Origin of the sequence: Paenibacillus sp. NRS-1782 (assembly GCF_050467685.1) — a bacterium.
GTDB classification, from domain to species: Bacteria; Bacillota; Bacilli; order Paenibacillales; family Paenibacillaceae; genus Paenibacillus; species Paenibacillus terrae_A.
In genome coordinates this window covers 13,912-40,727 of the sequence record NZ_JBITPH010000051.1, presented here as the reverse complement: position 1 = coordinate 40,727, position 26,816 = coordinate 13,912, and the positions used below count along the sequence as shown (strand labels likewise).

Below are 26,816 nucleotides of genomic sequence, written 5' to 3'. Positions count from 1 at the left end.
CCGCATTTATAATGTAATCCATTCATCCCTGTGAATCACCTCAAGCCGGTGAATGGGGCCGATCTTGCCCACAACCTCGCCGCTTGGTAATCCTTGTACGCTTCGAAGCTGCCCATCGTCATAATTGACGATGCCGCGCCCCAATACCTTACGTTCCGGCCCCAGCACCTCAACAACATCTCCGGCATGAAAGCTGCCTTCAACGCGTCGGACGCCAACGGGAAGCAGGCTATGACCGCCATTCACCAGCGCTTCCTCGGCTCCCTGGTCCACATGCACTGTGCCGAGCGGCGTCGACATGAAGCCAAGCCATTGTTTTTTCATCGGCAGGGAAGAGAGGTGGGTGTCAAAATAAGTCCCCGGCCCGTGTCCCTCCACGGCGGCATCCAGATCGCCGTCTGCGTTGACGCGTCCCACAAACACAGGTACACCACCGCGTGTGGCGACTTTGGCTGCTTCGATCTTGGATCGCATACCGCCAGTCCCTACGGCTGACCCGGAACCTCCAGCTAATGCATAAATTTCCTCGGTAATCTCGTCGATGTGTTCAAAACGTACGGCATTCGGATGCTTGCGTGGATCTGCCGTATATACGCCATCGGTATCTGTGATAATGATCAAATGCTGTGCTTTGACCAGATTGGCAACCAGCGCAGACAGCATATCGTTATCACCGAATTTCAATTCGTCAATCGACACCGTATCATTTTCGTTGAAAATGGGAATGACCTGCTGGCGCAGCAGTTCTTCTACGGTCATTCCAGCATTGTTCATCCGTTTGCGGCTCAAAAAGTCACTGCGTGTCAGCAGGATCTGCGCGCTCACCAAGCCATAATCCCTAAAAGCCTGCTGATAGGCTTGCATAAGCAGCGCCTGACCTACGGCTGCCGCCGCTTGTTTCTCATGCAGCAGCTTGGGGCGAAACGGGTACCCGATCTCCCGAAACCCGGCGGCGACTGCCCCTGATGTGACCAGCAGCACTTCATGGCCTTTCGAACGAAGTCCGGCGATTTCGCGGGCAAAATAAGTAATTGCTTTCCGATTCAAGCCCCCTTCAACTCCGGTTAAGGAGCTGCTTCCGATTTTAATGACAATTCGTGTTGACAAGACGTCCACTTCCTTAATTTTTATATACAAAAAAACTTTCATCCTTTGTATGCAAAGGACGAAAGTTTGTGCTTCCGCGGTACCACCTTCATTGATGACTCATGATCATCCCACTTGAAACCTGTTAACGGCAGGAACCGCCTGACTGCGCAGGGCGCTCGGGGATAGGAGTTGGGAGAGGGTCCAGGTAAATTCTTGCAGCCTATCGGAATTTACTCTCTGAACAGGACGGGTCTCTCTTAATAGTCCCTTCAACGCGCTTAATGATATAGGTAACAGAATACCATGAAAAGGTCGGGTTTGGCAAAGAAGTTCTAGCTGAAAATACGGCTTAACCAAACAGGTTCAGCTTGCCAATTCGTTCAACCGCCTCAGTCAGTCGAGCTTCTGAGCTTAGCAGCCCCGCCCGCACATATCCTTCGCCGCCATTACCGAAGCCGATCCCTGGAGCGACAGCCACCTTGGCTTCCCGCAGCAGCAGATCGGCAAAGGAAGCTGAGGTATAGCCCTGCGGCACAGGCAACCAGCTAAAAAAGGAGCCGCTTGGACGCGTCGCCTTCCAGCCAATTTGCCCAAGCGCATCATAAAAAGCATTGCGGCGCGATTCATAGCGTGCAACCAGCTCGCCCACGCAGTCCTGCGAGGACGTGAGAGCAGTCGCCGCCGCTACCTGAATGCCGCCAAACAGGCTGACATAAATATGATCCTGTAGCAGATTAATCATCGAGATGATTTCAGCATTACCAAGCGCGAAACCGACGCGCCAGCCCGCCATATTGTACGTTTTGGACAGGGTATAAAACTCAATCCCTACGTCCCTGGCACCCTCGGCCTGAAGGAAGCTCACCGGACGTTCGCCGTCAAAGCCGATAGCGCCATAGGCAAAATCACTGGCCACCACTATGCCATTACGCTTCGCAAATTCAACTGTTTCCTTATAGAAGGAAAGAGGCGCGGTGGCCGAGGTCGGATTATTCGGATAATTGAGGAACATCAGCTTGGCTCGGCGGCGATCTTCCTCGGAAATAGCCTCATAATCGGGCAGAAAACGGTTCTCTTCCTTTAAGGGGAGAAAGGACATTTCCGCTTTAGCCAGGGCTACGCCAGACCAGTAATCCGGATAGCCGGGATCAGGTACGAGACACATATCGCCGGGATTGAGTAAAATTTGCGGTAGCTGCACCAAGCCTGTTTTTCCGCCAAACAGGATGGCGACCTCAGTTTCCGGGTCAAGTGTCACACCGTAGTCCTCCTGATAGCGCTGGGCGACGGCTTCCTTGAGAAAGCCGTAACCGCGAAAAGGCGAATATTTATGATACAGCGAGTTATCCGCTGATTCCTGCAAGGCTTTTACAATATGAGGTGGGGTAGGTGTATCCGGGTTCCCCTGTCCAAGATTAATGACATCATGGCCTGCCGCAATTTCACGGTTTACATTTTGTACTAGTGTGGCAAAAAATTGAGTCGGTAACTGCTTCATCACATCAGCAGAGGGAATGGAAAAATTACTCATCATTTCACACGACCTTTTGGAATAGTTTGAGGATTAATTTATCACGATTTAACCAAGTTGTATAGAGGGGATTAAACCTATGCGGTTGCGTGGTAGAGCCTGAACGGGCTATGATGGGAGAAAATGCCGGACAAGCGCTCACCGGAAGCTCCGGTTCACAGGGAGGATGAACGATTTTGACGTATCATGAAGCTCAGCCGTTCAGTGTTGCACTCATACAAGCTCATATTGAGCTGGGGAATCCCCCGGAAAACCGCAGTCATATTCGTACGTTAATGGAACATGCGGTGACAGCCGAACTGAAGCCGGACCTGATTGTACTGCCCGAAATGTGGAATACGGGGTATGCGCTGGATCGCATTCATGAGCTGGCGGATCAGGATGGAGCGGAAACCCGTGAATGGATATCGGCATTCGCTGCTGCTCATCAGGTGAACGTGGTAGCCGGATCTATAGCGGAGAAGAAAAGCGACGGTCATGTATACAATACAATGCTCGTTTTTGACCGGACAGGCGCAGAGGTTGCTTCATATTCCAAAATTCATTTGTTCCGCCTGATGGATGAAGAAAAATATTTGCAGCCTGGTCAGGAAAAGGTGTTATTCACGCTGGATGGAGGGATTCAGGCGGGTGCGTCGATCTGCTACGACATCCGTTTTCCCGAGCTAGCGCGGAGTCTGGCCCTGTCTGGCGCAAATCTGCTTATCGTACCTGCGGAATGGCCACATCCCCGTCTTCATCACTGGCGTACGTTGCTGACTGCAAGGGCCATTGAAAATCAAATGTACGTTATCGCCTGTAACCGGGTAGGACGCAGTGGAGATACGGATTTCTTCGGGCATTCTCTCATTATTGATCCGTGGGGAGAAATCATTGCCGAGGGCGGAGAGCAGGAGGACATCATCACAGGAACGATTGAGCCAGCCTTAGTGCAGGACGTACGTGGGCGTATTCCAGTATTCGAGGACCGTCGTCCTTCTCTGTATGATCTGTAATAATCACGAAATGGGCTATGATCAGGATAAAAGTCCACCAGATTCACGGTGACCCTGATTACGACAAGGCGAGGAAAGCGTGGAACTGAACATTAAATATGGAATGTATAGGGGTGTAGCCCCGGGACCGTCTCCTTCTCTGGCTTTGGCTGGGGAGGAAGACGGTCTTTTTACGAGAGACTACTTTTCGGAAAGCTGTTTGACCGTTTCGCGGAAGGTTTCAATAAAAGCCTCGGCCGCTTTGGATAAATAACGTCCATTCCGATATGCAATAGCCAGCGTGCGGCTTGGCGTCGGTTCAGCCAGTGGCAGCAATGCCGGAACAAATTCGCTGCTGGCAGCCCGGGCAATAAAACGAGGCACGAGTGTTACCCCCATCCCTGTTGCTACGAGCGATTGGAGGGTTTCCATATTGGTGCTTTCAAACACCACCTTTGGCTCAAAGCCCGCTTGATGGCACAAGTCCATCGTCAGCTTGCGGAAGCCCTGCCCCTTTTTCAGGACGACAAAAGGTTCATCTTTCAGTTCTTCCAGATGCACAGGCTGCGGCTGGTCGCCGTTTTTGCGCAGAGCCAGCGGGTGACCCGGGGGAACAGCAAGATCAATCCATTCTTCACCGATGGGCACATAGGAAAGTGTCGGTTCTACCAATGGGAGAGAAAGCAGGCTGAGGTCGGTATCGCCGCTGGCTGTTTTTTTCTCCAGATTCATGGATGAATCCTCGACCAAAACAATTTCAATGTCAGGGTGAGCTTTCTTAAACACAGGCAGCACATGCGGCAGCAAATGGGAACCCGTGATAGGCATACTACCGACGACAACCTTCCCTTTACGCAACTGAGAAATATCGTCCATTTCCTGTCGGAGTTGCTCGACGGCGTCGACGATCTTTTTCGCTTTTTCCACAAAGCTTGCTCCTGCATGCGTTAATTCCACCGCGCTTGTATTGCGTTGAAATAACAGCACCCCAAGCTCTTTTTCCAGTTTGGACAATTGCTGGCTCAGGGAAGGCTGGGCAATGTGCAGCTTTTCCGCTGCGCGTGAGAAGTTTTTTTCCGCTGCAATTTGCAGGGTGTATTGAAGCTGCCTGAATTCCATCGAGTTTTAGACCCCTTTTATACGCTTTTATAAGTATTGTCAGCTTATAAGATTTACCTATTACATCATGTGCTTATTATACAATATTTAAAATCGAAATCCCAATCCCAAATGAACTCCATGTGTTCACAGGCTGGAAAATCCCTATGTTTACTTTTATCTTTATTTTTTAAAATTATGGTATTTAATTCTGTTTGACATGGCAAATGGGTTCATCCATAATACTATTCATATTAAAACAATATGTTTTATTGGGGAAAAGGGGAAAATGGGATGTCCAAACTTAGTGTATCTTTTAGGAAGCCGTTTTTGGTTGGATCTTTAGTATTACTTTTATTGGTTCTCGTGGCAGGATGCTCCGGCTCCAAAAATGATGCAGGTCAAAATACAAACGCAGCTAACCCAAGCACAACCGCTGATCAACACGCAGAAGGGGGAACCTTTACATATGGTCGCCCGGCTTCCGTAACCTCGTTTGATTTGCACAATCAGATTACATCCAATAATGCTTTTGCTATCGACAAAGTATTTGAGCCGCTGGTCGCCTTTAACAGTGATGGAAAGATTGTGGATTGGCTTGCAGCGTCTCACAATATAAGCTCAGATGGTTTAACCTATACTTTTGTTTTACGCGATGGCTTGAAATTTTCAAACGGAACCGGAGTTACTGCCAAGGATGCGGTGTTTTCAATTCAGCGTCATTTAAATGTAGGAGGTCCTCTTGAAATAGCGGCACAGGTGGCTTCGCTTTCGGCTAAAGATGAAAAGACACTCGTAATTAAGCTTAAAACGCCATATACGCCGTTTATTTCTGAGCTCTCAAACTTTTCCAATGGTATTCTTCCAAAGGATTTCGGCGGTGTCTCAGAAAAAGAATTCTTTAAAAATCCGGTCGGTACCGGTCCCTTCGTCGTTAAGAAATGGGATTCTGCCGGTGATGTTACTTTCACCAAAAATAAATACTATTGGCAGAAAGGCAAGCCATATATCAATGAACTTGTCTACAAGCTCATTGAAGATGACAGCCAAGCGATTAACCAGCTGAAGGCTGGCGCGATTGATGCTATTGAGTCTGTAGCTGTTGAAAATGTAAATGAATTAAAACAAGGTACGGATACCAAGGTGGCGACCAATGGAAGCTGGGTGACAGAGCAATTGTTCTTCAATACCTTGGACAAGCATTTTTCGGATGTGCATGTTCGCCGTGCGCTGGCGTTGGCACTTGACCGTAATGGATTGACTAATGCGGTTACCTTTGGTTTCGCAAAGCCAGCCAATTCGCTTTTGCCGCCGGCCATTCCCTACAACACGAACGATACGATTAAAGCACTCGGCTTTGATACGAATGCTGCCAAAGCAGAGCTTGCAAAATCAAAGTTCCCTAACGGGTTTTCTACAAAATTACTCATTGCCTCTGGAAACAACTCAAGAACTCAGGAGGCACAGATTATTCAGGCGGCCGCCAAAACGATCGGCATTGATATTCAAATCGAATCTGTTGAGTTGGCCTCATTCCGCGAGCGTTTCTTTGCCTATGATTTTTCGGCAATGATCAACAGCGGACAAGCGGATTCTCCAGAAGCCAACTCGATCCTCGCTTTCCAGACAGACCCGGAAGGCTTTAGCAAGTCGTACTGGACTCATTACACGAACAATGAAGTTACCAAGCTCCTGCACGAGGGGCAAAAAACACCTGATGGGGAAGAACGTGCGGGAATTTACGCCAAGCTTCAACAAATTCTTGCAGATGAGGTGCCTTACATCCCGCTTTATTATCCGGATATTCTGAAAGGTATTCGTTCTTCCGTTGACGGCCTGGTCGTGCTTCCCAATAACAGCGTTCGTTTTGAAGATGTACGTGTGAAAGGTAATTAGATCCTTGAAGGCTCACCATGTATTTAAAAAGTCTGCCGGATTGTCTGCAAATCTTACTTCCCCACACAAATGGCTTGTGCGCGCTATGATAAGAGCGGCATCAGTAGTCATCTGTGTGGTGGTGGCAGTCTTCTTCATCATAAGGCTGGTGCCGGGAGACCCCGCCAAAATGATTCTGGGGGAATACGCCACAGCTGAGTCTATTGAGAGTATGCGTCACAGGTTGGGGCTGGATCGTTCTCTTTGGGAGCAGTTTATAGGCTTTGTGCACAATTTCTTTACACACGGTGATACCGGCGTTTCGATTGTTTTTGAAACTTCTGCAAGAGAGTTGATTGCAGAGCGGGCCCCCGTGACGCTGTTGCTCATTGCAATGACCTGTCTTTTTGCCATCATTGTTTCGCTGGTGCTGGCCACCCTTGCGGCAACACATAAAGACGGACTACTTGATCATATGATACGCATCTTGCCTGCTGTAACGCTCGGTATGCCGATTTTTTGGGTTGGACTGCTACTGATTCTGGTATTTAGCGTTCGGCTTCGCTGGTTTCCCGTTGGGGGAGTAGGAGAGGGCTGGCTCGGAATCTTGTACAGTCTCACCCTTCCTGCGATAACTGTCGGATTGTCGCAAATTCCCTCGCTCGTTCGTTCTTTAAGAGCGCAGATGCTGGAAGTGCTGGAATCTGATTTTGTTGTAACCTTGAAGGCAGCGGGAATCCCCGGTCGGGTTATATTGGTAAAGCATGTCCTGCGCAATTCCGCTCTTCCCGCTCTTATGCTGCTTGGCGTAAACATTGCCTACCTGATGGGCGGCACGTTGGTAATTGAACAGGTTTTTGGCCTCAAAGGGATCGGAAGCCTGTTATTTTCAGCCATTTCAAATCGGGATTTTCCTGTTATACAGGGAATTGCTCTTTATTGTGCGATATCTGTGGTCATCATCGGCTTCGTGATTGAGGTTGCTTCTGGGTATCTTGATCCCAGGACGAAAGGAGAACAATGAAACGCACGCAATTAGATCTTCAGATTCAGAAGGCAGGTCATAGCAACCGCTCTTGGGGAAAAATGCTAAATACTCCATCTCTTCTATGGGGCAGTATTATGTTTGCGTTGCTCATAGGGGTTGCAGTGTTCGCACCGGTTATTAGCCCCTACCAGCCTTCTGATCCCAATATTTCGGCAACTTTACAACCCCCGTCCTTCGAACACTGGCTGGGAACCGATCAACTGGGGCGTGATTTGTTTACACGGCTGATCTATGCCGCACGGACTGATTTGAAGATTATGGTACTGGCGGAGATCATCCCTTTTTGTATGGGGGTGTTTCTGGGAATGCTTGCCGGGTATTATGGTAAATGGGTAGACACGGTTATCACGCTTTTGACCGATACGTTGATTGCGTTCCCTTTTTATTTGATTGTCATTATCGTGGCGTTTGCAAGCGGTACGGGTGAACAGGGGATATATATTACGTTTGCTCTCGTTGGCTGGATCGTATACGCTCGTGTGGTTAAGGGTCTTAGCACATCCTTTCGCAAGCAGGAATGGATAGCCGCTGCCAAGACACTGGGAATCCCGAATATTAAAATCATACTGCGCCATCTTCTGCCGAATGTGCTACCGCAAGCAGTGGTAGTGCTTATGACGGATATGGCTGTTCTGCTTGTGGCCATTGTTACGCTGGGCTATCTCGGTATCGGCATTGCGCCGCCAACTCCGGATTGGGGAACGATGATTTCTGATGGGCAGCCCTTTATATCTACAAAGTGGTGGCTTTCAGCAATCCCGGGCTTTGCGGTGGTATACACGGGGATAGCCTTATCCCTTGTGGGCGATGGGCTAGCAGATATATGGAGAAGAAAATGAACGCTATGAATCCAATTTTAGAAGTGGAAAATTTGTCGCTCGCGACGCGATCGAATCATAAATTGGTCACCGATGTGAGTCTTAAAGTCGAAGCGGGCGAAAGCATAGGACTGGTAGGGGAATCCGGATCTGGAAAATCGCTTACCCTGCGCTCCATCATAGGGCTGCTTCCCTCCGGCATTGAACAGATTGGCGGGAATATCAGGAGCAATGGCAGATGCGCAATGATTTTTCAAGACCCGATAAGGGCACTTGATCCTCTCTGCCCGGTGGCCCGACAGCTTGCCGAGGTTGTGTACTACAGGCAGAAGGTGAGCCGGAAGGTCGCGCGTACAATAGCTTTGGAATTGCTTGAAATGCTTGGCCTTCCCGATTCCTTAAAGCATACTGACCGTTACCCCCGCCAGCTTTCAGGCGGCCAGTGTCAACGTATTGTTATTGCGATGGCTTTGGCGTGCAAGCCGGGCATCCTTCTTTGTGATGAGCCAACAACGGCGCTTGACGTAACGGTTCAACGGCAAATACTTGACGTTATTTCACGTCTTCAAAAGGAGTTGGGTTTTGCCATGGTGTTTGTTACGCACAATCTTGCCGTAGCTGCTTCGATGTGCTCAAAGCTTTGCGTTATGAAAGAGGGAAGAATCATAGAGCGGGGAGACACTTTGCCCCTTTTACAAAACCCGCAAAATCCGTATACACAGTTGCTGATAAGCTCAGTGCTTCCTCTCCCGGATCTTGAAAGGAGCGCTGATTTATGAAAACAGCCTTGCGGATAGAAAATATAACGGTTGCTTATGGTAAGTTCACCGCGCTTGATCAAGTAAGCCTGGAGCTGCAGGAGCGTACCACGCTTGGTCTTGTGGGAGAATCGGGTTCAGGAAAGTCTACCCTCGCGCGGGTAATAGCTGGGCTGATCGCCCCGGATGAGGGCCGGATCATGCTGGGTTCTCAGGTACTGGGCAAGCGACGGAACCGGGAGCAGCATAAAAGAATACAAATGGTTTTCCAAAACCCGGATTCCTCGCTAAATCCAAAGCATACGATCAGGCAAATTCTTGCCGAACCCTTGCTTTTTCACAAGATTGTTGACCGCGCTCAAGTGGACAAGAGATGTAGGGAACTGCTTACACGTGTTCACATCGCTGAAAGCGCCCTTGGCAGATTCCCTCACGAATTTTCCGGTGGTCAGCGTCAGCGGATAGCCATTGCCCGCGCTTTAAGCGTGGAGCCAAGCATACTTATCGCAGATGAACCAACGAGCGCACTGGATGTTTCGGTACAACGCAGTATGCTTGAACTGTTGAGCACACTCAAATCGGAGCTTAATCTTACGATGCTTTTTATCTCTCATGACCTAGGAGTTATCAATGCCATAAGCGATATAGTTGCTGTAATGCGGCAGGGGAAGCTGGTTGAGATCAACCCCAAGGAGAAATTCTTTTCTCGTCCTGAAACGGCTTATAGCCAGGAGCTTTTGTCCGCTGTTCCCAAAATGCCAATATCCCATTCTGCAGGAGGTATTTATGAGTCAAAATAATAAAGGATTTGTACCTCTTACAATATCGGAGTTTGATACGCTAACTAACCTGCTCTCCAAGCTCCTGTCCACCCAAGAATCCCCGGTAATCATACCGGGCGAGGCGATTCTGGGAATTGAAGCCATAGCAGCAGGCATAGCTGCGCCAGACCGTACAATTCTAAACATTGTGACAGGTCCCTATGGAACGATTTTTGGTAACTGGCTTGCGCGCGGCGGAGCAAAAGTCATTGAGCTCAAAACATCTTTTGATGAAGTGGTGACTGTAGATGAAGTCGCCGCAGCGATTGAGCGATATAATCCATGTGCGCTTTCTTTTGTGCAGGCGGAAGTGGTCACAGGAGGCTCCAATCCAACAAGGGAAATATTGGAGCTTGCGCGTCGATCCAATATTATAACCGTGATAGATGCGGTTTCAGCAATCGGGGGTGAACCGGTGCTGATGGACGAGTGGGGAATTGATTTTGTAGCTGTGGGTGCGCAAAAAGCATTAGCTGGCCCTAACGGGATCAGCGCTGTGGGGATTTCTCCCCGTGGCTGGGAGTTTCTGGCCTCCAACAAAAATGCGCCGCGCAATTCCATTCTGTCTTTGCTTGACCTAAAGCGTCCCCCTAATCATGTGACGCCCATACGAGTTCCTGCCAATATCCCTGTATTGGAAGCCCGGGCGCTTATAGAGGCATTAAAGCTTATTGAAGAAGAGGGTCTGGAAGCGGTTAATCGTCGCCATCGTTTAACTACATCCGCTGCAATTGCCGGCATTAAAGCCTTGGGTCTTGAGCCGTGGCAGCGGAACAAAGATCGCTACTCAACGTTGACTACAACAGTTCGGATTCCTCAAGGCGGCCAGTTCAATATTGAACAGCCCATAGGTATTGTCGCTCCCGGAGACGGAGAATTGCATCATAAGCTCTTACGCATTAACCATTTTGGAGCGAAGGCAAATCAACCAAGCGTTGAAGAAGCTATTCAAACGCTTGCTGAGCTTGTACATCAAGACCCTTCTCATGCGCTTGCCGTCCAAAGGTTAATCTGGGGGAATGAAGATGGTAAATAACATCCAAAAAGAGTTAACCTACAAAAATATATTTGTGGCGGGGATTGATGGGAAACGATTCGATATTACGATCAGTAATGGTCGTTTTTCGTCCATTGCAGAGTCCGTATCTCCATACGCGCAACAAAATAGTCCAGATGGCGACTTATGGATTAGCCCCGGCGTAATTGACCTTCATACGCATTTGGCATGGACGGATTTTAATCATGCTGACCAGGAGAAGCGCGATGAACTGGAGATTGAAGTGATGCAGGTGCAAGCCTTTGAGGCTACTTTTCGGGCTGGAGTGACTTCGGTGCGTGATGCAGGTGGGCTTTTGCCAAGTACGGTGAAGCATATAGGTCAGCATTATAGCCAGCCTTTAAGAGTTTATACCTGTGGTGATATGCTTGGAGCCGGAGACGCACGAGGTCTTAAGCATTTGGAACGGCGGGTAACAGAAATTATTAATTCCGGGGCAAGCTGGATTAAAATTCTTGCAACGGGGGGACTAGGAGCGTCACCAGATACAGTGCTGAACCCGATTTTTTCTGAGGAAGAATTCTCTTTTATTGTGCGAAGCGCCCATGCACGCAAGATAAAAGTCATGGTTCATACCTGGGGCGGACCTACTGTGGACTGGTCTATTAATGCTGGCGTGGAATCTATAGAGCATGGAATGTATTTGACCGAGGATCAAGCCAACCGGCTTGCGCAATCCAGGACAGCCTTTGTGCCTACTGCTTCCATCTACCGTATTGCTGCAGACCCGTCTGGAGTTCTTTCACTCGACAGGGAAATTTGTGATCGCGCTGCCCGCGCCGCCGAAGCCCATCCTAAAGCTGTCAGCTATGCCAAAAGAGCAGGCGTACGAATTGCGTTCGGTACAGATTTTGCCACACCTTCGTTACACGGACGCAACCTTGAGGAATTAGACGCACTCTTAGACTGTGGATTAACTCGAAAAGAGGCTTGGCAGGCTGCCACGGAGTTTGCCGCTGAAATTTTGGGATATGGGGACAGATTGGGACGTATAAAAGAAAACTACACAGCAGATACAATCCTTTTTAATGCTGATCCGTATAAGTCACCAAATGTCAAAGCACTGCGTGAAAGTATCGTATCGGTAATTCAGGGGCAATTAGAGTGAGACTGATATACCAACGGCGTTGATTCATTTGTACCACAGCAGGCGGTTGATTTCATTCAATAATAAGCTTGAATAGAAGCTGTTTTTTCCATTAAAGGAGAAGCAGCTTTTTTTGTTGCGATAAATATGTATTTTTTGCGGCAGAGGCTGGAGTTTATATTCAGAAAATGGGATTTTTTGTGAGTCTAGTCACGTTCTATGCCCTCTGATGTTGCTAGAATAATACATGTACGGTACAAGCAGCTGACGATGTGGGGTCCAGATGGACGAGGAAAGAAGGGATGAGTCACGGACGAATTATTACTGCGTCTGGCTGACGGCAAGGAATGGACGCATACGGAAATGATGGAGCTGCTGGTACGTCTGGAGGAAGAACCGACGGTGCGGACACAGTTACGAAAATTGGCAGCTCGCATCAAAATGGAGCGTTACGGTAAAGGTGTTTTTTTACGTGGATTAATTGAGTTCTCCAGCATATGTCGTCAGGATTGCATGTATTGCGGGCTGCGTGCTTCGAATAAGCAGGCGGATCGCTACCGTTTGCGACTGGAAGAAATTTTGGACTGTTGCGCGGAAGGTTATGAACTGGGATATCGGACCTTTGTCCTGCAAAGCGGCGAAGATTATTGGTTCACGGCAGCCCGGCTGGCCAAACTGATTCGGGAGATCAAAAGGCGTTTTACCGATGTGGCCGTTACACTGTCCATCGGTGAGCGGGATGATGCAACCTATGCGCTATTGTACGAGGCGGGGGCGGACCGCTTTTTGCTGCGGCATGAGACGGCTTCACCAAGTTTGTACGCTAAGCTGCATCCGACGATGACGATAGAAAGCAGGCGCAGTCGGCTGCTGGCCTTGCAGCGAATCGGATTTCAGATCGGGGCTGGATGTATGGTTGGTTTACCGGGACAAACGAACAGTGATTTGGCAGACGATTTGGTCTATTTGCACAGCCTGTCGCCGGATATGATCGGGATTGGACCGTTTTTACCGCATAGCAACACGCCCCTCCGGGATGCCAGTCAGGGAAGCATGGAAAAGGCGCTGGATATTGTTTCGTTGTCTCGGTTGGTCGTTCCAGATGCGCTTATTCCTGCATCCACGGCGATGGGAACGATTCATCCCCAAGGTCGGGAGAAGGCGCTACAGGCGGGAGCGAATGTAGTTATGCCCAATTTGTCGCCACTTGCGGTGAGGCCAAAGTATGCTATTTATGAAAATAAAATATGCTTGGGTGATGAATCTGCCCAATGTCGACATTGCCTGGAGCTGCGCATCCGTGGAGCGGGGTTTGAAGTCGATATGGGGCGTGGCGATAGTTTGAGGGTGCAGCGACAGCTCCTAAGTCAATGATGGGGCTGAACTAAAAAATAGTAGGTAACCATAGGATTTTGCGAAATCCTCACCATAATAAGGGAGATGGATCTACGTGAGTGAAGTACGGGAGAAAGTGTCGGCGGATTTCATTAATGAGGCAGAGATTATGGCAGCGGTGGAGCAGGGAAAGCAGGAAGCAACGGATCGAAACCGTATTTTAGACATTTTGGAGAAGGGAAGAGCTTGCCGGGGGTTGAGTGCGACTGAAGCGGCGGCTCTTTTACATGTGGATGATCCTGAACTGCTGGAGGAAATGTTTAGATCCTCACGGGCGGTGAAAGAGCAGATTTACGGCAATCGGATTGTGCTGTTTGCGCCCCTATATGTAAGTAATCACTGTGTCAATAACTGCGAATACTGCGGCTATAAGCATACCAATGACAGCTTTACCCGCAGCCGTTTGACGCCAGAGGAGCTGGTCGAGGAGGTCAGAGTGCTTCAGGAGTTGGGGCATAAGCGCCTCGTACTGGAAGCGGGGGAAGATCCGCTCAATTGTCCGATTGATTATATCGTCGATTGTCTGCGTCAGATTTATGAGGTTAAAGTGGACAATGGCAGCATACGCCGAATCAACGTCAATATTGCTTCCACAACCGAAGAAGACTATCGGAAGCTGGCAGAGGTAGGAATTGGTACGTATATTTTGTTCCAGGAAACGTATCATCGCGAAAGCTACCGCAAATATCATCTTCAAGGGCCAAAACGGAATTATGACTGGCACACGACTGCCATGGACCGCGCTATGCGAGCAGGGATAGACGATGTGGGTATTGGTGTGCTGTATGGTTTATACGATTTCCGTTATGAGACGATAGCTATGCTTAAGCATGCTGAGCATCTGGAGGAAGTGTTTGGCTGTGGTCCTCATACGGTTTCGGTTCCACGGTTACGTCCGGCTGAAAATGTGGATCTGGAGCGCTATCCGTATTTGGTTGACGACGAGGATTTTATGAAAATTGTGTCCGTTCTCCGACTGGCTGTACCTTATGCAGGTATGATTTTGTCTACACGTGAAGAACCGGAATACAGAGACCGTGTTATTGGTCTGGGTGTGTCACAAATTAGTGCAGGTTCAGCTACGGGTGTAGGGGCTTATGCAAAACAGGACACGGAAGATAAACCCCAGTTCGAGGTCGGGGATCATCGTTCGCCGATGGAAATCATCAAAAGTCTGTGTCGTGGCGGATATATGCCAAGCTATTGCACAGCCTGCTATCGCGAAGGAAGAACCGGAGATCGGTTCATGGAGCTTGCTAAAACAGGGCAGATCCACAATGTATGCCAGCCGAATTCGCTGCTGACCTTTCAGGAATTTCTATTGGATTATGGAGATGAAGAGGCGCGTGAGCTGGGAGCTGAAGCCCTGCGTGATAATTTGGAGCGTATCCCGCGTGAGTCGGCACGCCGTTTGACACTTGATAAGCTGGAACGCTTGGAAGCGGGCGAGCGGGATTTGTATTTTTAGAATATCGATCTTCTCTTTGGAATGGGGCAAATAAAAAGCAGCCGCGTGAGAGTCAGCGCGGCTGCTTTTGCGTGTATGGAGGCGGAATATGTTGCTTTAATCATCCGTTTCATTCAGGAATGGCTGCCAGCACCAACGGCTTGCTCCCATGCCAGTATAGCGGACGGGAAGCATTCGATGGCACGGGGGAAGACTCCCTGAACATAGGCAATGAAAATACCATAGTTCACGATGGGTACCCCGGCGGCTTCCGTTTCTGCCATTCGGTGAAGCATGGTACGTCGATTGAGCATGCAGGCCCCGCAGTGAATAACCAGCGCATATTCGCTTAGATCGTCAGGAAAGCTGGAACCGGATGCATGCTCAATGATGAGATGTTTACCTATCGTTTGACGGAGCCAACGGGGGATTTTCACACGACCGATATCGTCAGACTGACATTGATGCGTACAGGCTTCGGCAATGAGTACGCGGTCGCCATCCTTGAGACGGTCAATGGCTCTTGCACCTCGTACGAGTTCGTCAAGGTCACCTTTATGACGGGCGAACAGGATGGAAAAGGAGGTCAGGGGCACATCCTTGGGCGTATCTGCGGCTACCTTCATAAAAGCCTGTGAATCGGTAACGACCAAGCGGGGCTTGCGTCCCAGGCGCTCCAACGTCAGCCGTAGTTCATGCTCTTTGGTCACTATGGCGATGGCATCGCTCTCTAATGCATCGCGGATCGTCTGCTGCTGTGGCAGAATCAGTCGGCCCTTTGGCGCAGCTTTGTCGATTGGAACGACCAGCACGACAAAATCTCCGGGCGACAGCAGGTCACCGACGATACGGAAACGATCCTCGTTTTGCGGAAGGGCATCCTTGATGGCCTTTTTCACTTCCGCGTCTCCCCATAGTTTAGAGGCACTGAAAGGAATCAGGGATAAATCCAGTTCAGCCCCCAGCGTTGCAGTTATTTTCTCTGTCTCTGCCAAGATGTCCGTCTTGTTTAATACACCAATGACGGGAATCTTCTTGGCACGCAGCTTTTCGAGTAATTCATGTTCGAATGCGCTAACCCCAACAGTAGCATCGAGGATTAGCAGTGCCAGATCCGTGCTGTTTAATATTTCCAGCGTTTTGTTGCGACGCAGTGCTCCGATCTCACCCTCATCGTCCAGTCCGGCGGTATCCACCAGAACAATGGGGCCGACAGGGAGCAGCTCCATCGGCTTGAAAACCGGGTCCGTGGTCGTTCCTCCTACGGGAGATACCACGGCGGCGGGCTGGCCGGTCAGGGTGTTCAGAATGCTGGATTTGCCAGCGTTGCGGCGACCGAGCAGGGTGATGTGCGGTCGGTTGCTACGGGGGGTATCATTCATTCCCATCGTGAATTCCTTCTTCCTGCCCCGGAATACCGGGCTTGGTTACTGTATAGGGATGGCACAATTGCTCCATGCGCGAGCGTGTCAGCAGACCGCGTTCTTCGGCAATATCCTCCGGTGTGCGGCCCTGCGTAATGGCTGCTGAGGCAATGGAGGCAGCTTCATCATGGCCAAGCTCCGCGACCAGCGTAGAAGCCATCACAGCGGAGTTACGGAGATTAGCTGAACAGCGGTCCTCGCATACGATCAAACCGCGTACACACCGTTCATCGAACAGCCGAACGGCGCCGTCCAGAATGTGTAGCGATTCCAGCAGTGATTCGGCAATCAGCGGCAGGAATGCGTTTAGCTCTAGCTGCCCGGAGGCAGCCGCCATAGTAATCGCTGCATCTTCGGCTATCACGCGCAACGCCGTTAGTCCGGCCAGTTCAGCCATCACCGGATTAACCTTGCCAGGCATAATGGATGATCCGGCCTGAACTGGAGGTAGAGTGAACTCGCCAATACCGCCGAGAGGACCGGAGGCCAGCAGGCGAAAATCGCCTGATATTTTGAACAGGTTCACAGCAGCGGCTTTGAGCAGACCAGATACCTCCACAAAGACATCCATATTCTGAATCGGGTCCATCGGGTGGTCACTTCGGCATAGCCCAAAGCCAGTCTCGTCCGCCAGCTTCTCTACCATCCGATAGCTGTAAGCACGAGGCGCATTCATGCCTGTACCAATCGCTGTACCGCCGATAGGGATTTCCCGCAGCCGTTCCTCGGCTTTGTAGAGCCGCCAGCGGTCACGTGCCACGGCTTTTGCGTAAGCACCAAAGCCTTGCCCGGCCATCATGGGCAGGGCATCCATTAGCTGTGTGCGACCTAGCTTGAGCAGATCGGCATATTCCGTTTCTTTGTGCTGTAAAGACTCTTGTAACGAAGCCATCGCGTCACATAAAGGACGAAGCAGTCGAATGGCCGCAATTCGTAATGCTGTCGGATAAACATCGTTCGTGGACTGACAGCAGTTCACATCATCCAGAGGATGTACCAGCTCATACTGTCCGGGTTTTCCACCAAGCCGCATAATCGCCAAATTAGCAATGACCTCGTTGACGTTCATGTTGGTGCTGGTGCCTGCACCGCCTTGCAGGGCATCGACTGTGAACATATCCAGATGCCGTCCGGCGAGCAATTCATCGCAGGCGTCTATCATTGCAGCCGCCCGGTGGGGAGGGAGCCGATTTTGCTCACAGTTCACCTGAGCGGCTGCTTTCTTCACCAGTACTAGCGCGTGAATCAGCTTTTGATTTACAGGTCTGCCGCTGACTGTAAAGTTGTTCATCGCACGTGCGGTATGAATGCCGTAGCAGGCATTGGCTGGAATCTCCATTTCCCCTAGCGCATCCCGCTCGGTTCGCGTATCTTTTTGCAGAGGAAAGGCTTCGGTCATGTCACAGACCCGTTGCCGGAATGCGCGTCATATGCAGTAACTGGCGTGCGCTCGCAGCACGTTTTTCCTCAACACGGGCGTGAACCAGATCAGGCTCAACCAGCTTGAGGGCACGTGTTGGGCATTTTCCAATGCAGGCGGGACCCCCCTCTACACCTTCACACAGATCACATTTGCTGGCAATCATTCGCTCTTTGGGCTGCAAACGTCCCGACACATTCGTGTACAGTCCATCCTGTACTACAGGCCGCCCGTCCCGATATTCGGGTACCATGGTAATGGCACCGTAAGGGCAGGCAATCATACAGGTTTTACAGCCGATACAGCTCTCGCTGTTAATGAGAATACAGCCGTCCGCGTTCGTAATGGAGCCGTTCGGACAAGCGTTGGCGCAGGGTGCATCCTCACAGTGACGGCATTGGACAGGGGCAGTGACCCCAATGGATTTGATGACCTTCAGACGCGGGTGAAAATGAAACTCATCATCCGGCGAGATAAAAGGGTTACCTGCTGAATGTGCGATGACACATGCGATTTCACAGGTACGACAACCGATACACTGATCGGGATCAGCTAAAACAAAGCGGTTCATACAACTCGACTCCTTTCTAACTAACGACAAAATACAATGGGTACAGTATGAAAAGGTTTAAAAATGCAATTTGTTGGTGCAGAACATGATGAGCACAGGATGAACATGAACAAGACTCAGCAGCTTCTTTTTGCATGGAGAGGGGGGATGTCGCCTGGTCCGCGCTTTTGGAAGGTCGTGTGCAGCAAATGATGCGATACATGACCAAGCGGCTCACCTAAAAATTCATCGTACAGCTTAATAATGTGAGGGTTTTCATGTGATTTTCGCACCTGAAGCCCCGCATCATGTCCATAAATAGAGGATTTGCGTGCCCGGTAAGCTTCAATCCGGTGTTTTTCCAGCATGAGCTTGGGTTGACCGCCTCCGCTAATACATCCGGCAGGACAGCCCATGACCTCAATAAAATGATAATCACATTCGCCTGCCTGCACACGATCCAGCAGCCCATAGGCATGTTGCAGCCCCGCGACGACCGCTACCTTGAGTTGCAGCTCACCCACCTGAACCTCGGCGACTCGAATGCCTTCCTCACCGCGTACAAAATCCAGTTGGAGCTTCGGTAGCTTTTCATTCGTCAGCAGCTCGTAGCCTGTACGGATGGCGGCTTCCATCACGCCTCCGGTTACACCAAAAATGGACCCTGCTCCTGAATAACGTCCTAGCGGTGAATCGAATTCTTCATCTGGCAGATTCATAAAATCAATGCCGCTTTTCTTGATCCAGTATGCCAGTTCACGCGTTGTCAGTACCTCATCCACGTCACGGTACCCGTCGGATTCCATTTCAGGACGATCACATTCGAATTGCTTGCAGGTACAAGGCATGATCGCGACGCTATAAATGTTCGCAGGTTCCACCTCGTCCAGTTGGGCACCATAGGTTTTGACCAGCGAGCCTAGCATTTGCATAGGGGATTTGCAGCTGGATAGATGGTCCAACAGATCGGGATATTCAATCTCGGCGAATCGAACCCATGCCGGACAGCAGGAGGTAAACATCGGTAGCGGCCCACCTTCGGTTACACGACGAATCAGCTCGGTGCCTTCCTCCATAATGGTGACATCAGCTCCAAAGTTGGTGTCATATACCCGATCAAAGCCAAGACGGCGCAGGGCCGCAGCCATTTTACCTGGTGTGAGCGTGCCAAATGGCATACCAAATTCCTCTGCGATTGAAACGCGAATGGCTGGAGCACATTGGACGATCCGAAACTGTCCCGATTTCGTCATCATGTCGGTTACCTTATTCAGGCTACCGCTATAATAGGCAGCGAATAGCGGTTCTCCGATGTCAGCAGGCATATCGCGCTCACGCAAGCGCTCCTGTCGTCTGCTGGCGGCTTCCTGTGGGGATGAACCAGCCCAATCGGATGCGTATACGCTGCATATTTGTACACATTGGCCGCAGATCACGCAGCGGTCTGCGTTCACGGTTTGCGGCTCTCCGGGCTGTCCTTCTATGGCATCTACCGGACAAACCCCTGCACAGCGTCTGCACCCGGTACACATACTGGGATCAATATGAATAATGGGGTTGGTGTAATCCGTCGTCTCCATACAAGGAGCCGAAGAGGCATTGTTAGTTGTTATGGACATCTTTTTTCTACCTTTCTGCGGCTGATTTTGGCCTTACAGGCGAGGGAAGAAGACTTCCCGCCGACGCTCGGGAAGCGGATCGGACTCGACTATAGCCAGCCGTAGTACATCGTTTGGACAGGCTTCTACACAAGCAGGCTGTCCTCCGTTTGTGTCTGCGCACAGGTCGCATTTGCCTGCGGCGGTACGGGGGAGAGCCTTGTGAGCGGCACGATCAGTCAAGCCGGGCTGCGTCATCACACGTCCTTCCCGGTAGACGGCAGATACCTCAATGGCCCCGAAGGGACAGGCCAAAACACAGGAGGTACAGCCGATGCACAGCTCCTCGTCAATCATGACCACACCGTTCTCCTGTCGAATGGCCTGAACCGGACAGGCATGTGCGCAGGGTGCATTCTCACAATGCCGGCATTGCACAGGCACATACGTATCCCCGGCGCGTACAACATACACCTTAGGTACGACAGGCACGCTGACGGTTCCGACCGAAGCGCCTATGCCGTTAGTCTGACTGTGAACGGCGAAGCAGGCTAGCTCGCAGGCTTTGCAGCCGATACAGTGCCCGGCATCTGCGACCACAAAGGAAGAGGCGACAGCGCTTGTTCTATCGGCTACTCCCATTCTACTCATCGGACGGCTCATCTCGTTTCGTGCCCCGCTCATCTCGTCACCTTATCCGCCAAAACAGCTTCCTGAACGTTCATTTGTCTGCGAATCCGTTGGTACGATTCATGTACATCACGCTCGGCCTGTGCTTGGTCGGCGATCCGTTCCAGCCGAATGGCGCAGTATTTTAATTCCGGGGTCTTAGATACCGGATCGAGAAAATCAGCGGTCAGCTCGTTACATGCTCCAACCCACCAGTGATAGGTCATATAGGTCGCGCCTTGCTGCACACGGTCACTAATCTGCGCCCGTGCCATAATGCGTCCACGACGGGAGGATATGGCAACAATTTCGCCATCGAGAATGTTCAGATCTGCTCCGTCTTCCGGGCTAATCTGAATAAAGCCAGGCTCATCAGACAGTTGGCGCAGCGCACGGCAGTTACCGGTCATGGTACGCACGGAGTAATGGCCTACCTCACGAACTGTAGATAAGACAAGCGGGAATTTCTCATCCGGCTGTTCTTGTGGCGGACGCCATTCGCAGGCGAATAATCGGCCTTTGCCACTAGGTGTAGAAAATTGATTCCCTTTGTACAAATACGGTGTACCAGGATGATCCTCTGTAGGGCAGGGCCATTGCACGCCGCCTTGATCCTCCATTTTTTGGTAGCTGGCACCAGCGAATAACGGGCAGAGGCTGCGCATTTCATCCCAAATTTCCTCTGTGTTTGCATAGGACATAGGGTAGCCCATGGCGGTAGCGACTTCGCTAATAATGGCCCAGTCCGGCTTAACGTCACCTTGTGGCTCGACCGCTTTGCGAATGCGCTGAAAGCCGCGGTCTGCCGAGGAATACACACCATCATGCTCGCCCCAAGAGGTGGAAGGGAGGATGATATCGGCGTGCAGCGCCGTTTTATTCATGAAAATATCCTGCACCACGACAAATTCCAATTGGTCTAGCGCTTCACGTAATTCCGCGGCGTTCGGATCACTTTGCACAGGGTCCTCGCCGAAAATATAATAAGCTTTCAGCTTGTTCTCCTTCAGGATGAGGTGTGGCACCTCCGTAAGGGAATATCCTTTTTTACGCGGCAGCTCAACACCGTATGCTTTTTCAAACTTTTTGCGAACCGTGCTATCCGTTACTTCCTGATAACCAGGATATACATTCGGCAATGCGCCCATGTCGCAGGAGCCCTGGACATTGTTTTGCCCCCGTACAGGCCCAATCCCCACATTCGGCTTGCCCAGATTTCCGGTCAACAGTGCAAGAGAAGCGAGTCCCTTTACCACGTCAACGGCCTGTGAAAATTGACATACGCCCATTCCATACAGAATTGTAGCGGTAGGGGCCTTTGCATATTCCCTCATAGCTGCTCGAATGTCAGCCGTCTTGACTCCCGTAATGCCTTCCGCATATTCGGGCGTATATTTTTGAATGCTGTCTACGTATTCGGCAAAGCCTTCTGTGTTTGCTTCCACATATCGTTTGTCGTACAGTCCTTCATGTACAAGCACATGACCAAAAGCATTCACCAAAGCCATGTTCGAACCGCCTTTTAGAGGTAGCCACATATCTGAAATGCGTCCAGTTTCAGTCATGCGCGGATCACATACAATAATTTTGGCACCTCTTTGCTTGGCAGCTACAATGCGTCTTGCGACGATTGGATGTGTTTCGGGTGCATTATACCCAAACACGAAAATAAGATCAGAGTGTTCAATTTCTGGAATGGAGTTGGACATGGCCCCGTCCCCGAGTGAGTATGTCAAACCAGCCACAGAAGGGCCATGGCATACACGAGCGCAATGATCAATATTGTTCGTGCCAATGACCGCCCGCATGAACTTTTGCATGACATAGTTGGCTTCGTTCCCCGGACCGCGTGCGGAGCCTGTTCCCATAATGGAATCGGGTCCGTATTTTTCCTTGATGGCTAATAGGCGTTCAGCGGTATACTGAATGGCTTCTTCCCACTCCACTTCCTCCATGACTCCATTTTTTCGAATCAGGGGCTTGCGCAAGCGTGCGGTTAGAATTTGCGGGTCATTCAGAAAATCCCATCCATAATGTCCTTTCAGACACAGTGTTCCTTCGTTTGTACGACCACCAGCCGGCTCTGCGCCAATTACCTGTCCTTTGTCTACTAGCAAATGAAGCTGACATCCGCTTCCGCAGTAGGGACATACGGTCAATACCTTGTCTGCCATGTGTGCAGCACCTCTTTTTATATGAATTAGATGAAGCTCGTAACATGAAAAAAAGCCAATACAAAAATGCCGCTTTACGCTGCATCCTGTACTGGCTTATCCGCGGGCGAGGAAACAAGCTCCTTCCCGCTAATCCAACCGGTGTATGTGTTGTAATTCAAGAGTAATGATAATATGTCCGTCCCCATGGACGGAGGGGCAGACTTCCCAAGTGTAAGTGAAGGGACTGCCAAGTGTTTTTTCAGCTTCACTCATAAATTCTTTTTCCAGATAAGGACGAAGGACGTTCCAATATTCCCTGACCTTGTCCTCGGCCCCTTCATGAACGAGAATTTCGGACAGGTTGGATAATGTTCCTCGAATTTCTACCGTAATCCGGAGTGGCGAATCCAGTGAAACCTTGACGTTTTCTGGTCCTTTTCCTCGATAATGCTTGACAATGCATACGGCCAGCTTCCTGATGCGCTCACGGTATTCCCATTCGGTATTCAACATCTGAACACTCCGCTTCGAATCAAAATAAAAGCGTGCTTGCCGCACATGCCAGACAGCCTGTGTAGCTGATTTGCAGCAGAACGCCCCCGTCCCGCCCAAAGTGGTCTGCCCAGCACGGCGTATCACTCTTCTATGGTAGAACAGGTTGACCCGGAAAGATGTGAAATTCATTACACTAAGCCATAATTTTACATAGAAGAGGTTGGGGTGGACCAGATTGGCGGTTAGTGAGGTCAATCGAATGACTTTAGTTTGCGGCCAGCATATATGAAAAAGCCCTCTTAAACGGAGGGCTTTTACTCTTTTATCGTAATTTACTTTTTTTCCATTACAGCAAAGTAATTTTCTTCATTGTCTGCAAAGTTAAATACTCTGCCGGAAGGCATATTTACAATTTCTCCGACTTTGACATTTTTATTGGATAAGTCGCCATGTAATTGATCGAGATTTTCGGAAAAAAACATTAAAGAAGGTGTACCGAGATTTAATTCAGGTGACATTTTAGCAACGAATTCCTTATTATGGAGAATGATACTTGTTTCTGCACCCTTTTCAGGAGCAATTTCAATCCATCTCATTCCTTGACCATTATTTTCTTCAGAAATTACATTAAATCCTACTTTTTCTGTCCAAAAATCCAGTGACTCATCTTGGTTATTGACATACAACATAATTTGACCGACTTTACTAATCATTGATTTTTCACTCCTTTGTATAAATAATTACCCAACTCGATGATCCTAATCCTTACTATAGGCACAAGTTTCTTTACTGAACCAGACGCCAGTATTATTACTACTACAGACAGAGCTGACTTGTGGTATGATTCCCCCATTGTCATTCACAAAACTAATCTTGTGGTCTATTTAGTGTTTTTTCTTTTTCAAATATTGTCTGTTCATAACTTGCGATTTTATAATCCATGCGTTCCAACACGTTCTTCATGTCTTACATTGCTTTTTGTTTAGTCAGTTCTATAGTGATCTTCGAAGCACTCGATAAAATTATTTATACTGTCGTGCTGATTCTCAGAAAAAAGTCTAATATTATCTTTGAGACACCAAAATATCCAATTGAGGATATTCAGAATTCATACTTTTGTACAATCGGATATAATAAGAATTTCGACCGACATTGTAGTAATCGGTTAAAGAGAGATTACCTAAAGACAGGTCTTCGGCCCATTTACTCTGATCTCTTCCTCGTGGTCGCTCCCTTTCAACTGGCGTACCGTATGCCAATTGCATTTTAGAACTAATTTTAAAGAAACGATCTATATAGTTTTGCATGTTACTAAATTTTTCAGGAAATAAAATCTGTCCGTCAATCAGTTTAGTGCTGTTTTTATTCTTCCCGGATAGGATATAAGTGTAAACTGCTTTGTACCCGTTGTATTCACCTTTGTAGTCCAAATAAGTATAGTACATATTACTCATACCATAATCATCCAATTCAGTGACAGCATTAATGAGGGGCAGTGTTTCAGACCTTTTAATTTGCTGAACTGTCATACCCCATACAGCATTTCTAAAATCTTTCCCTTGCAATTCTGGAGGGGTATTTTGGTTTTTATTTGGTGCAACTCCAATCCATGCGTACTGTTCTGTTGCGTTACTGCCAAACGGTCTCCCAAGCGCCTGCGAAATGGCGCGCAGAGGAAGGTAAGTTACTCCATTGTATGATTTAGAGCTAACAGGCATACGAATTTCTTTTCCGTTGATATACATATTTTTATCACCCACTACAAAGGTAATCGAATTATTGGAATTTGTTATTTTTACACGATCAGGAATATCGGGATCTACAGCAGCTGTATAGCCTAATTTTTTTAACAACGGGACAACCGGAACCATAAGTGTGTTACTTTCAATGCGAGGGGCAGATTGAAGTGTCACAATCTTTCCATCCAAAAAAATACGATAATTCGACGGATTCGCATGAATTGTTGGAATCGTTCCAAAATAGACCACACAAATGAATAATAGGACAAGAAGGCGCTTCATAATAATCTCCTCTTTCTGGTATTTCATGAATTTGCAAATGCTCATTTTATAAGTAGTCTATCAGACCTAGGAATATTTTTCTATCTGCAAATGTATTGAACGGAACATATGTTTCTATTGTGATTTGTACTTAGTGTTGTCACCTTAAAACACAAGCAGAAGTAAAGTAAAGCTGTCCGCTGGGAAATACTTATTAAATATTTATCCTAGAACTAAATGCCTAGTTTCATATGATGAGGAGTAATCTTGTGTCCTTATTCCACCTTATAGCCTTAACCTATCACTTCTATAGAATATATATGTTAAAAAAACTTGTTACATCTGGTCATACCCCTGTCAAGTAGACAGATGAAAAAAAGCTATGCTGCCAGCGCGCATCGATATTCAATCGGTGCGCGTTGTTTGAGTCTGGCTTGAAAGCGGCGGTAGTTGTAATCGTACATGTAATCTTCCACTGCTTGTCGAATCTCTGCTTCTGAATTACACGGGTTAAGGTACAGCTTCTCGGTCTTGAGATGCAAAAAGAAGGATTCGATGCATGCGTTATCCAGGCAGGTTGCTTTGCGAGAGTGGCTGCCTTTCACGCCGAATGCTTCTAATCGTGTGTTGTACGCCTGAGACGTATATTGGAAGCCCTGATCCGAGTGGAGCACGGCTTCCGAAACGTCTCTTTTTTGTGTCCACTGTTCCACCGTATCCAATACGAGTTGAACATCATTCCGTTTGGACAACTGCCAAGCTACAATCTCATTGTTAAACAGGTCTTGAATCACGGACAGGTAAACAAATGTGGTTCCATCCGTAATATAGGTAATATCCGTCACCATTTTTTGCTGGGGAGCTGTGGCATGGAATTTGCGTTTCAGGCGATTCGGATAGATGACAGAAGGTGTATAGTTGGACTTCTTTCTCTTCCTGCGAATCACCGATTGGATCGATAGCTCCCGCATGATTCGCCATACTTTCTTGTGATTGACGTTCAGACCTGCCTCACACAACGCTGTTGTCATGCGAGGATAACCAAACTCTGGGTTTGTAAAATGAATAGCCATCATGTGTTCTTTGATCTCGCGATCCTGATCTTGTCTTGCGTCTCGCTGTAGCTGTGTAGCTCGCCATTTGTAGTAACTCGGGGTATTCCGGCGTGTAATGCCATGTAAGCTGCGCAATTCATCTACGATGTCGTAGTTCTCACGTTGGTTGGGCGCTTCTCCTTTACTAGATTTGGATACCGCTTTTTTAAATAGTCCACCTGTGCTTGGAGATAGTCTCGCTCTTTCTCCACACTGCCAAAGGCTGTACGAGGACGTCCCTTCAGTGGATTCGTTACATTCCTTTTTCGCTCATCGAACGCTTCCCCGTTTTTCCACTTTTTCACCCACACCTTCAGTTGTGAACAATTCCGAATCCCCTCACGCTCAGCGATCACCTTATAACTTGAAGTACCTTCGACATACGCTCTCACCGCATTCAATTTGAATCTTC

The 26,816-nt window shown here is 49.0% G+C and carries 24 protein-coding genes; 10 read left to right on the top strand and 14 right to left on the bottom strand.

Annotated elements, in window-relative coordinates:
* Positions 1-6 precede the first annotated feature (6 nt).
* Together proB and ACIFQM_RS19735 are read right to left on the bottom strand one after the other, a co-directional pair.
* A complete protein-coding gene (proB, locus tag ACIFQM_RS19740; RefSeq protein ID WP_430066006.1) occupies positions 7-1,107 on the bottom strand; it encodes a glutamate 5-kinase in 1,101 nt (366 codons plus the stop codon).
* A gap of 331 nt (positions 1,108-1,438) precedes the next feature.
* Entirely contained in the window at positions 1,439-2,620 is a 1,182-nt protein-coding gene (locus ACIFQM_RS19735) for a pyridoxal phosphate-dependent aminotransferase (protein WP_430042920.1), read from the bottom strand.
* Between the two features lie 176 nt (positions 2,621-2,796).
* Between ACIFQM_RS19735 and ACIFQM_RS19730 the strand changes: the two genes are divergently transcribed.
* Positions 2,797-3,615, top strand: coding sequence for a carbon-nitrogen family hydrolase (locus ACIFQM_RS19730; RefSeq protein WP_430042872.1), 819 nt, complete (start codon positions 2,797-2,799; stop codon positions 3,613-3,615).
* Between the two features lie 180 nt (positions 3,616-3,795).
* Here the strand turns inward: ACIFQM_RS19730 and ACIFQM_RS19725 are convergent, their stop codons facing one another.
* Positions 3,796-4,713 carry a LysR family transcriptional regulator gene (locus tag ACIFQM_RS19725; RefSeq protein WP_430042874.1) on the bottom strand — a complete coding sequence of 306 codons (918 nt, stop codon included), beginning with the start codon at positions 4,711-4,713 and terminating at the stop codon, positions 3,796-3,798.
* 273 nt (positions 4,714-4,986) lie between these two features.
* On the opposite strand from ACIFQM_RS19725, the gene ACIFQM_RS19720 reads away from it, so the two are divergent.
* The 9 genes from ACIFQM_RS19720 (at position 4,987) to hydG (ending at position 15,019) form a co-directional block, all read left to right on the top strand.
* The gene (locus ACIFQM_RS19720) at positions 4,987-6,588 is read left to right on the top strand and encodes an ABC transporter substrate-binding protein (RefSeq protein ID WP_430042876.1); all 1,602 of its coding nucleotides are present in this window, start codon (positions 4,987-4,989) and stop codon (positions 6,586-6,588) included.
* A 4-nt stretch (positions 6,589-6,592) separates the two neighbouring features.
* A complete protein-coding gene (locus tag ACIFQM_RS19715; RefSeq protein ID WP_430046342.1) occupies positions 6,593-7,591 on the top strand; it encodes an ABC transporter permease in 999 nt (332 codons plus the stop codon).
* Positions 7,588-8,454 carry an ABC transporter permease gene (locus ACIFQM_RS19710; protein WP_430042877.1) on the top strand — a complete coding sequence of 289 codons (867 nt, stop codon included), beginning with the start codon at positions 7,588-7,590 and terminating at the stop codon, positions 8,452-8,454. The genes ACIFQM_RS19715 and ACIFQM_RS19710 overlap by 4 nt, the downstream gene beginning before the upstream one ends.
* Positions 8,439-9,212 carry an ABC transporter ATP-binding protein gene (locus ACIFQM_RS19705; protein ID WP_430042878.1) on the top strand — a complete coding sequence of 258 codons (774 nt, stop codon included), beginning with the start codon at positions 8,439-8,441 and terminating at the stop codon, positions 9,210-9,212. Before ACIFQM_RS19710 ends, ACIFQM_RS19705 begins: the two co-directional genes overlap by 16 nt.
* Complete coding sequence (locus ACIFQM_RS19700) at positions 9,209-9,991, top strand: ABC transporter ATP-binding protein (RefSeq protein ID WP_430042880.1); 783 nt, start codon at positions 9,209-9,211, stop codon at positions 9,989-9,991. The genes ACIFQM_RS19705 and ACIFQM_RS19700 overlap by 4 nt, the downstream gene beginning before the upstream one ends.
* Entirely contained in the window at positions 9,978-11,048 is a 1,071-nt protein-coding gene (locus ACIFQM_RS19695; RefSeq protein WP_430042881.1) for a pyridoxal-phosphate-dependent aminotransferase family protein, read from the top strand. The genes ACIFQM_RS19700 and ACIFQM_RS19695 overlap by 14 nt, the downstream gene beginning before the upstream one ends.
* Positions 11,038-12,177, top strand: a complete 1,140-nt coding sequence (locus ACIFQM_RS19690) for an amidohydrolase family protein (protein ID WP_430042883.1) — start codon at positions 11,038-11,040, stop codon at positions 12,175-12,177. The genes ACIFQM_RS19695 and ACIFQM_RS19690 overlap by 11 nt, the downstream gene beginning before the upstream one ends.
* Positions 12,178-12,486: 309 nt before the next feature.
* Positions 12,487-13,530 (top strand): [FeFe] hydrogenase H-cluster radical SAM maturase HydE, encoded by a 1,044-nt coding sequence (hydE, locus tag ACIFQM_RS19685; protein ID WP_430042924.1) that lies wholly within the window; start codon positions 12,487-12,489, stop codon positions 13,528-13,530.
* A 76-nt stretch (positions 13,531-13,606) separates the two neighbouring features.
* Positions 13,607-15,019: a [FeFe] hydrogenase H-cluster radical SAM maturase HydG gene (hydG, locus tag ACIFQM_RS19680; RefSeq protein WP_430042885.1), complete on the top strand. Its 1,413-nt coding sequence runs from the start codon at positions 13,607-13,609 to the stop codon at positions 15,017-15,019.
* 113 nt (positions 15,020-15,132) lie between these two features.
* Here the strand turns inward: hydG and hydF are convergent, their stop codons facing one another.
* From hydF to ACIFQM_RS19625, 11 genes are all read right to left on the bottom strand, one after another.
* Positions 15,133-16,386 (bottom strand): [FeFe] hydrogenase H-cluster maturation GTPase HydF, encoded by a 1,254-nt coding sequence (gene hydF, locus ACIFQM_RS19675; RefSeq protein ID WP_430042887.1) that lies wholly within the window; start codon positions 16,384-16,386, stop codon positions 15,133-15,135.
* Positions 16,373-17,821, bottom strand: coding sequence for an aspartate ammonia-lyase (locus ACIFQM_RS19670; RefSeq protein ID WP_430042889.1), 1,449 nt, complete (start codon positions 17,819-17,821; stop codon positions 16,373-16,375). Before ACIFQM_RS19670 ends, hydF begins: the two co-directional genes overlap by 14 nt.
* Position 17,822: 1 nt before the next feature.
* Positions 17,823-18,413: a 4Fe-4S dicluster domain-containing protein gene (locus tag ACIFQM_RS19665; RefSeq protein ID WP_430042892.1), complete on the bottom strand. Its 591-nt coding sequence runs from the start codon at positions 18,411-18,413 to the stop codon at positions 17,823-17,825.
* 116 nt (positions 18,414-18,529) lie between these two features.
* Positions 18,530-20,011: a [FeFe] hydrogenase, group A gene (locus tag ACIFQM_RS19660; protein ID WP_430066004.1), complete on the bottom strand. Its 1,482-nt coding sequence runs from the start codon at positions 20,009-20,011 to the stop codon at positions 18,530-18,532.
* Between the two features lie 33 nt (positions 20,012-20,044).
* A complete protein-coding gene (locus ACIFQM_RS19655; protein WP_430042898.1) occupies positions 20,045-20,641 on the bottom strand; it encodes a 4Fe-4S dicluster domain-containing protein in 597 nt (198 codons plus the stop codon).
* A gap of 29 nt (positions 20,642-20,670) precedes the next feature.
* Positions 20,671-22,833, bottom strand: coding sequence for a formate dehydrogenase subunit alpha (fdhF, locus tag ACIFQM_RS19650; RefSeq protein WP_430042900.1), 2,163 nt, complete (start codon positions 22,831-22,833; stop codon positions 20,671-20,673).
* A 129-nt stretch (positions 22,834-22,962) separates the two neighbouring features.
* Complete coding sequence (locus ACIFQM_RS19645) at positions 22,963-23,499, bottom strand: hypothetical protein (protein ID WP_430042902.1); 537 nt, start codon at positions 23,497-23,499, stop codon at positions 22,963-22,965.
* Positions 23,500-23,642: 143 nt separating this feature from the next.
* Positions 23,643-24,023 (bottom strand): VOC family protein, encoded by a 381-nt coding sequence (locus tag ACIFQM_RS19640; protein WP_430042903.1) that lies wholly within the window; start codon positions 24,021-24,023, stop codon positions 23,643-23,645.
* A 351-nt stretch (positions 24,024-24,374) separates the two neighbouring features.
* Complete coding sequence (locus ACIFQM_RS19635; protein WP_430042904.1) at positions 24,375-25,331, bottom strand: copper amine oxidase N-terminal domain-containing protein; 957 nt, start codon at positions 25,329-25,331, stop codon at positions 24,375-24,377.
* 359 nt (positions 25,332-25,690) lie between these two features.
* Entirely contained in the window at positions 25,691-26,500 is an 810-nt protein-coding gene (locus tag ACIFQM_RS19630) for an IS3 family transposase (protein WP_430042906.1), read from the bottom strand.
* Between the two features lie 5 nt (positions 26,501-26,505).
* Complete coding sequence (locus ACIFQM_RS19625) at positions 26,506-26,796, bottom strand: hypothetical protein (protein ID WP_430042926.1); 291 nt, start codon at positions 26,794-26,796, stop codon at positions 26,506-26,508.
* Positions 26,797-26,816 lie beyond the last annotated feature (20 nt).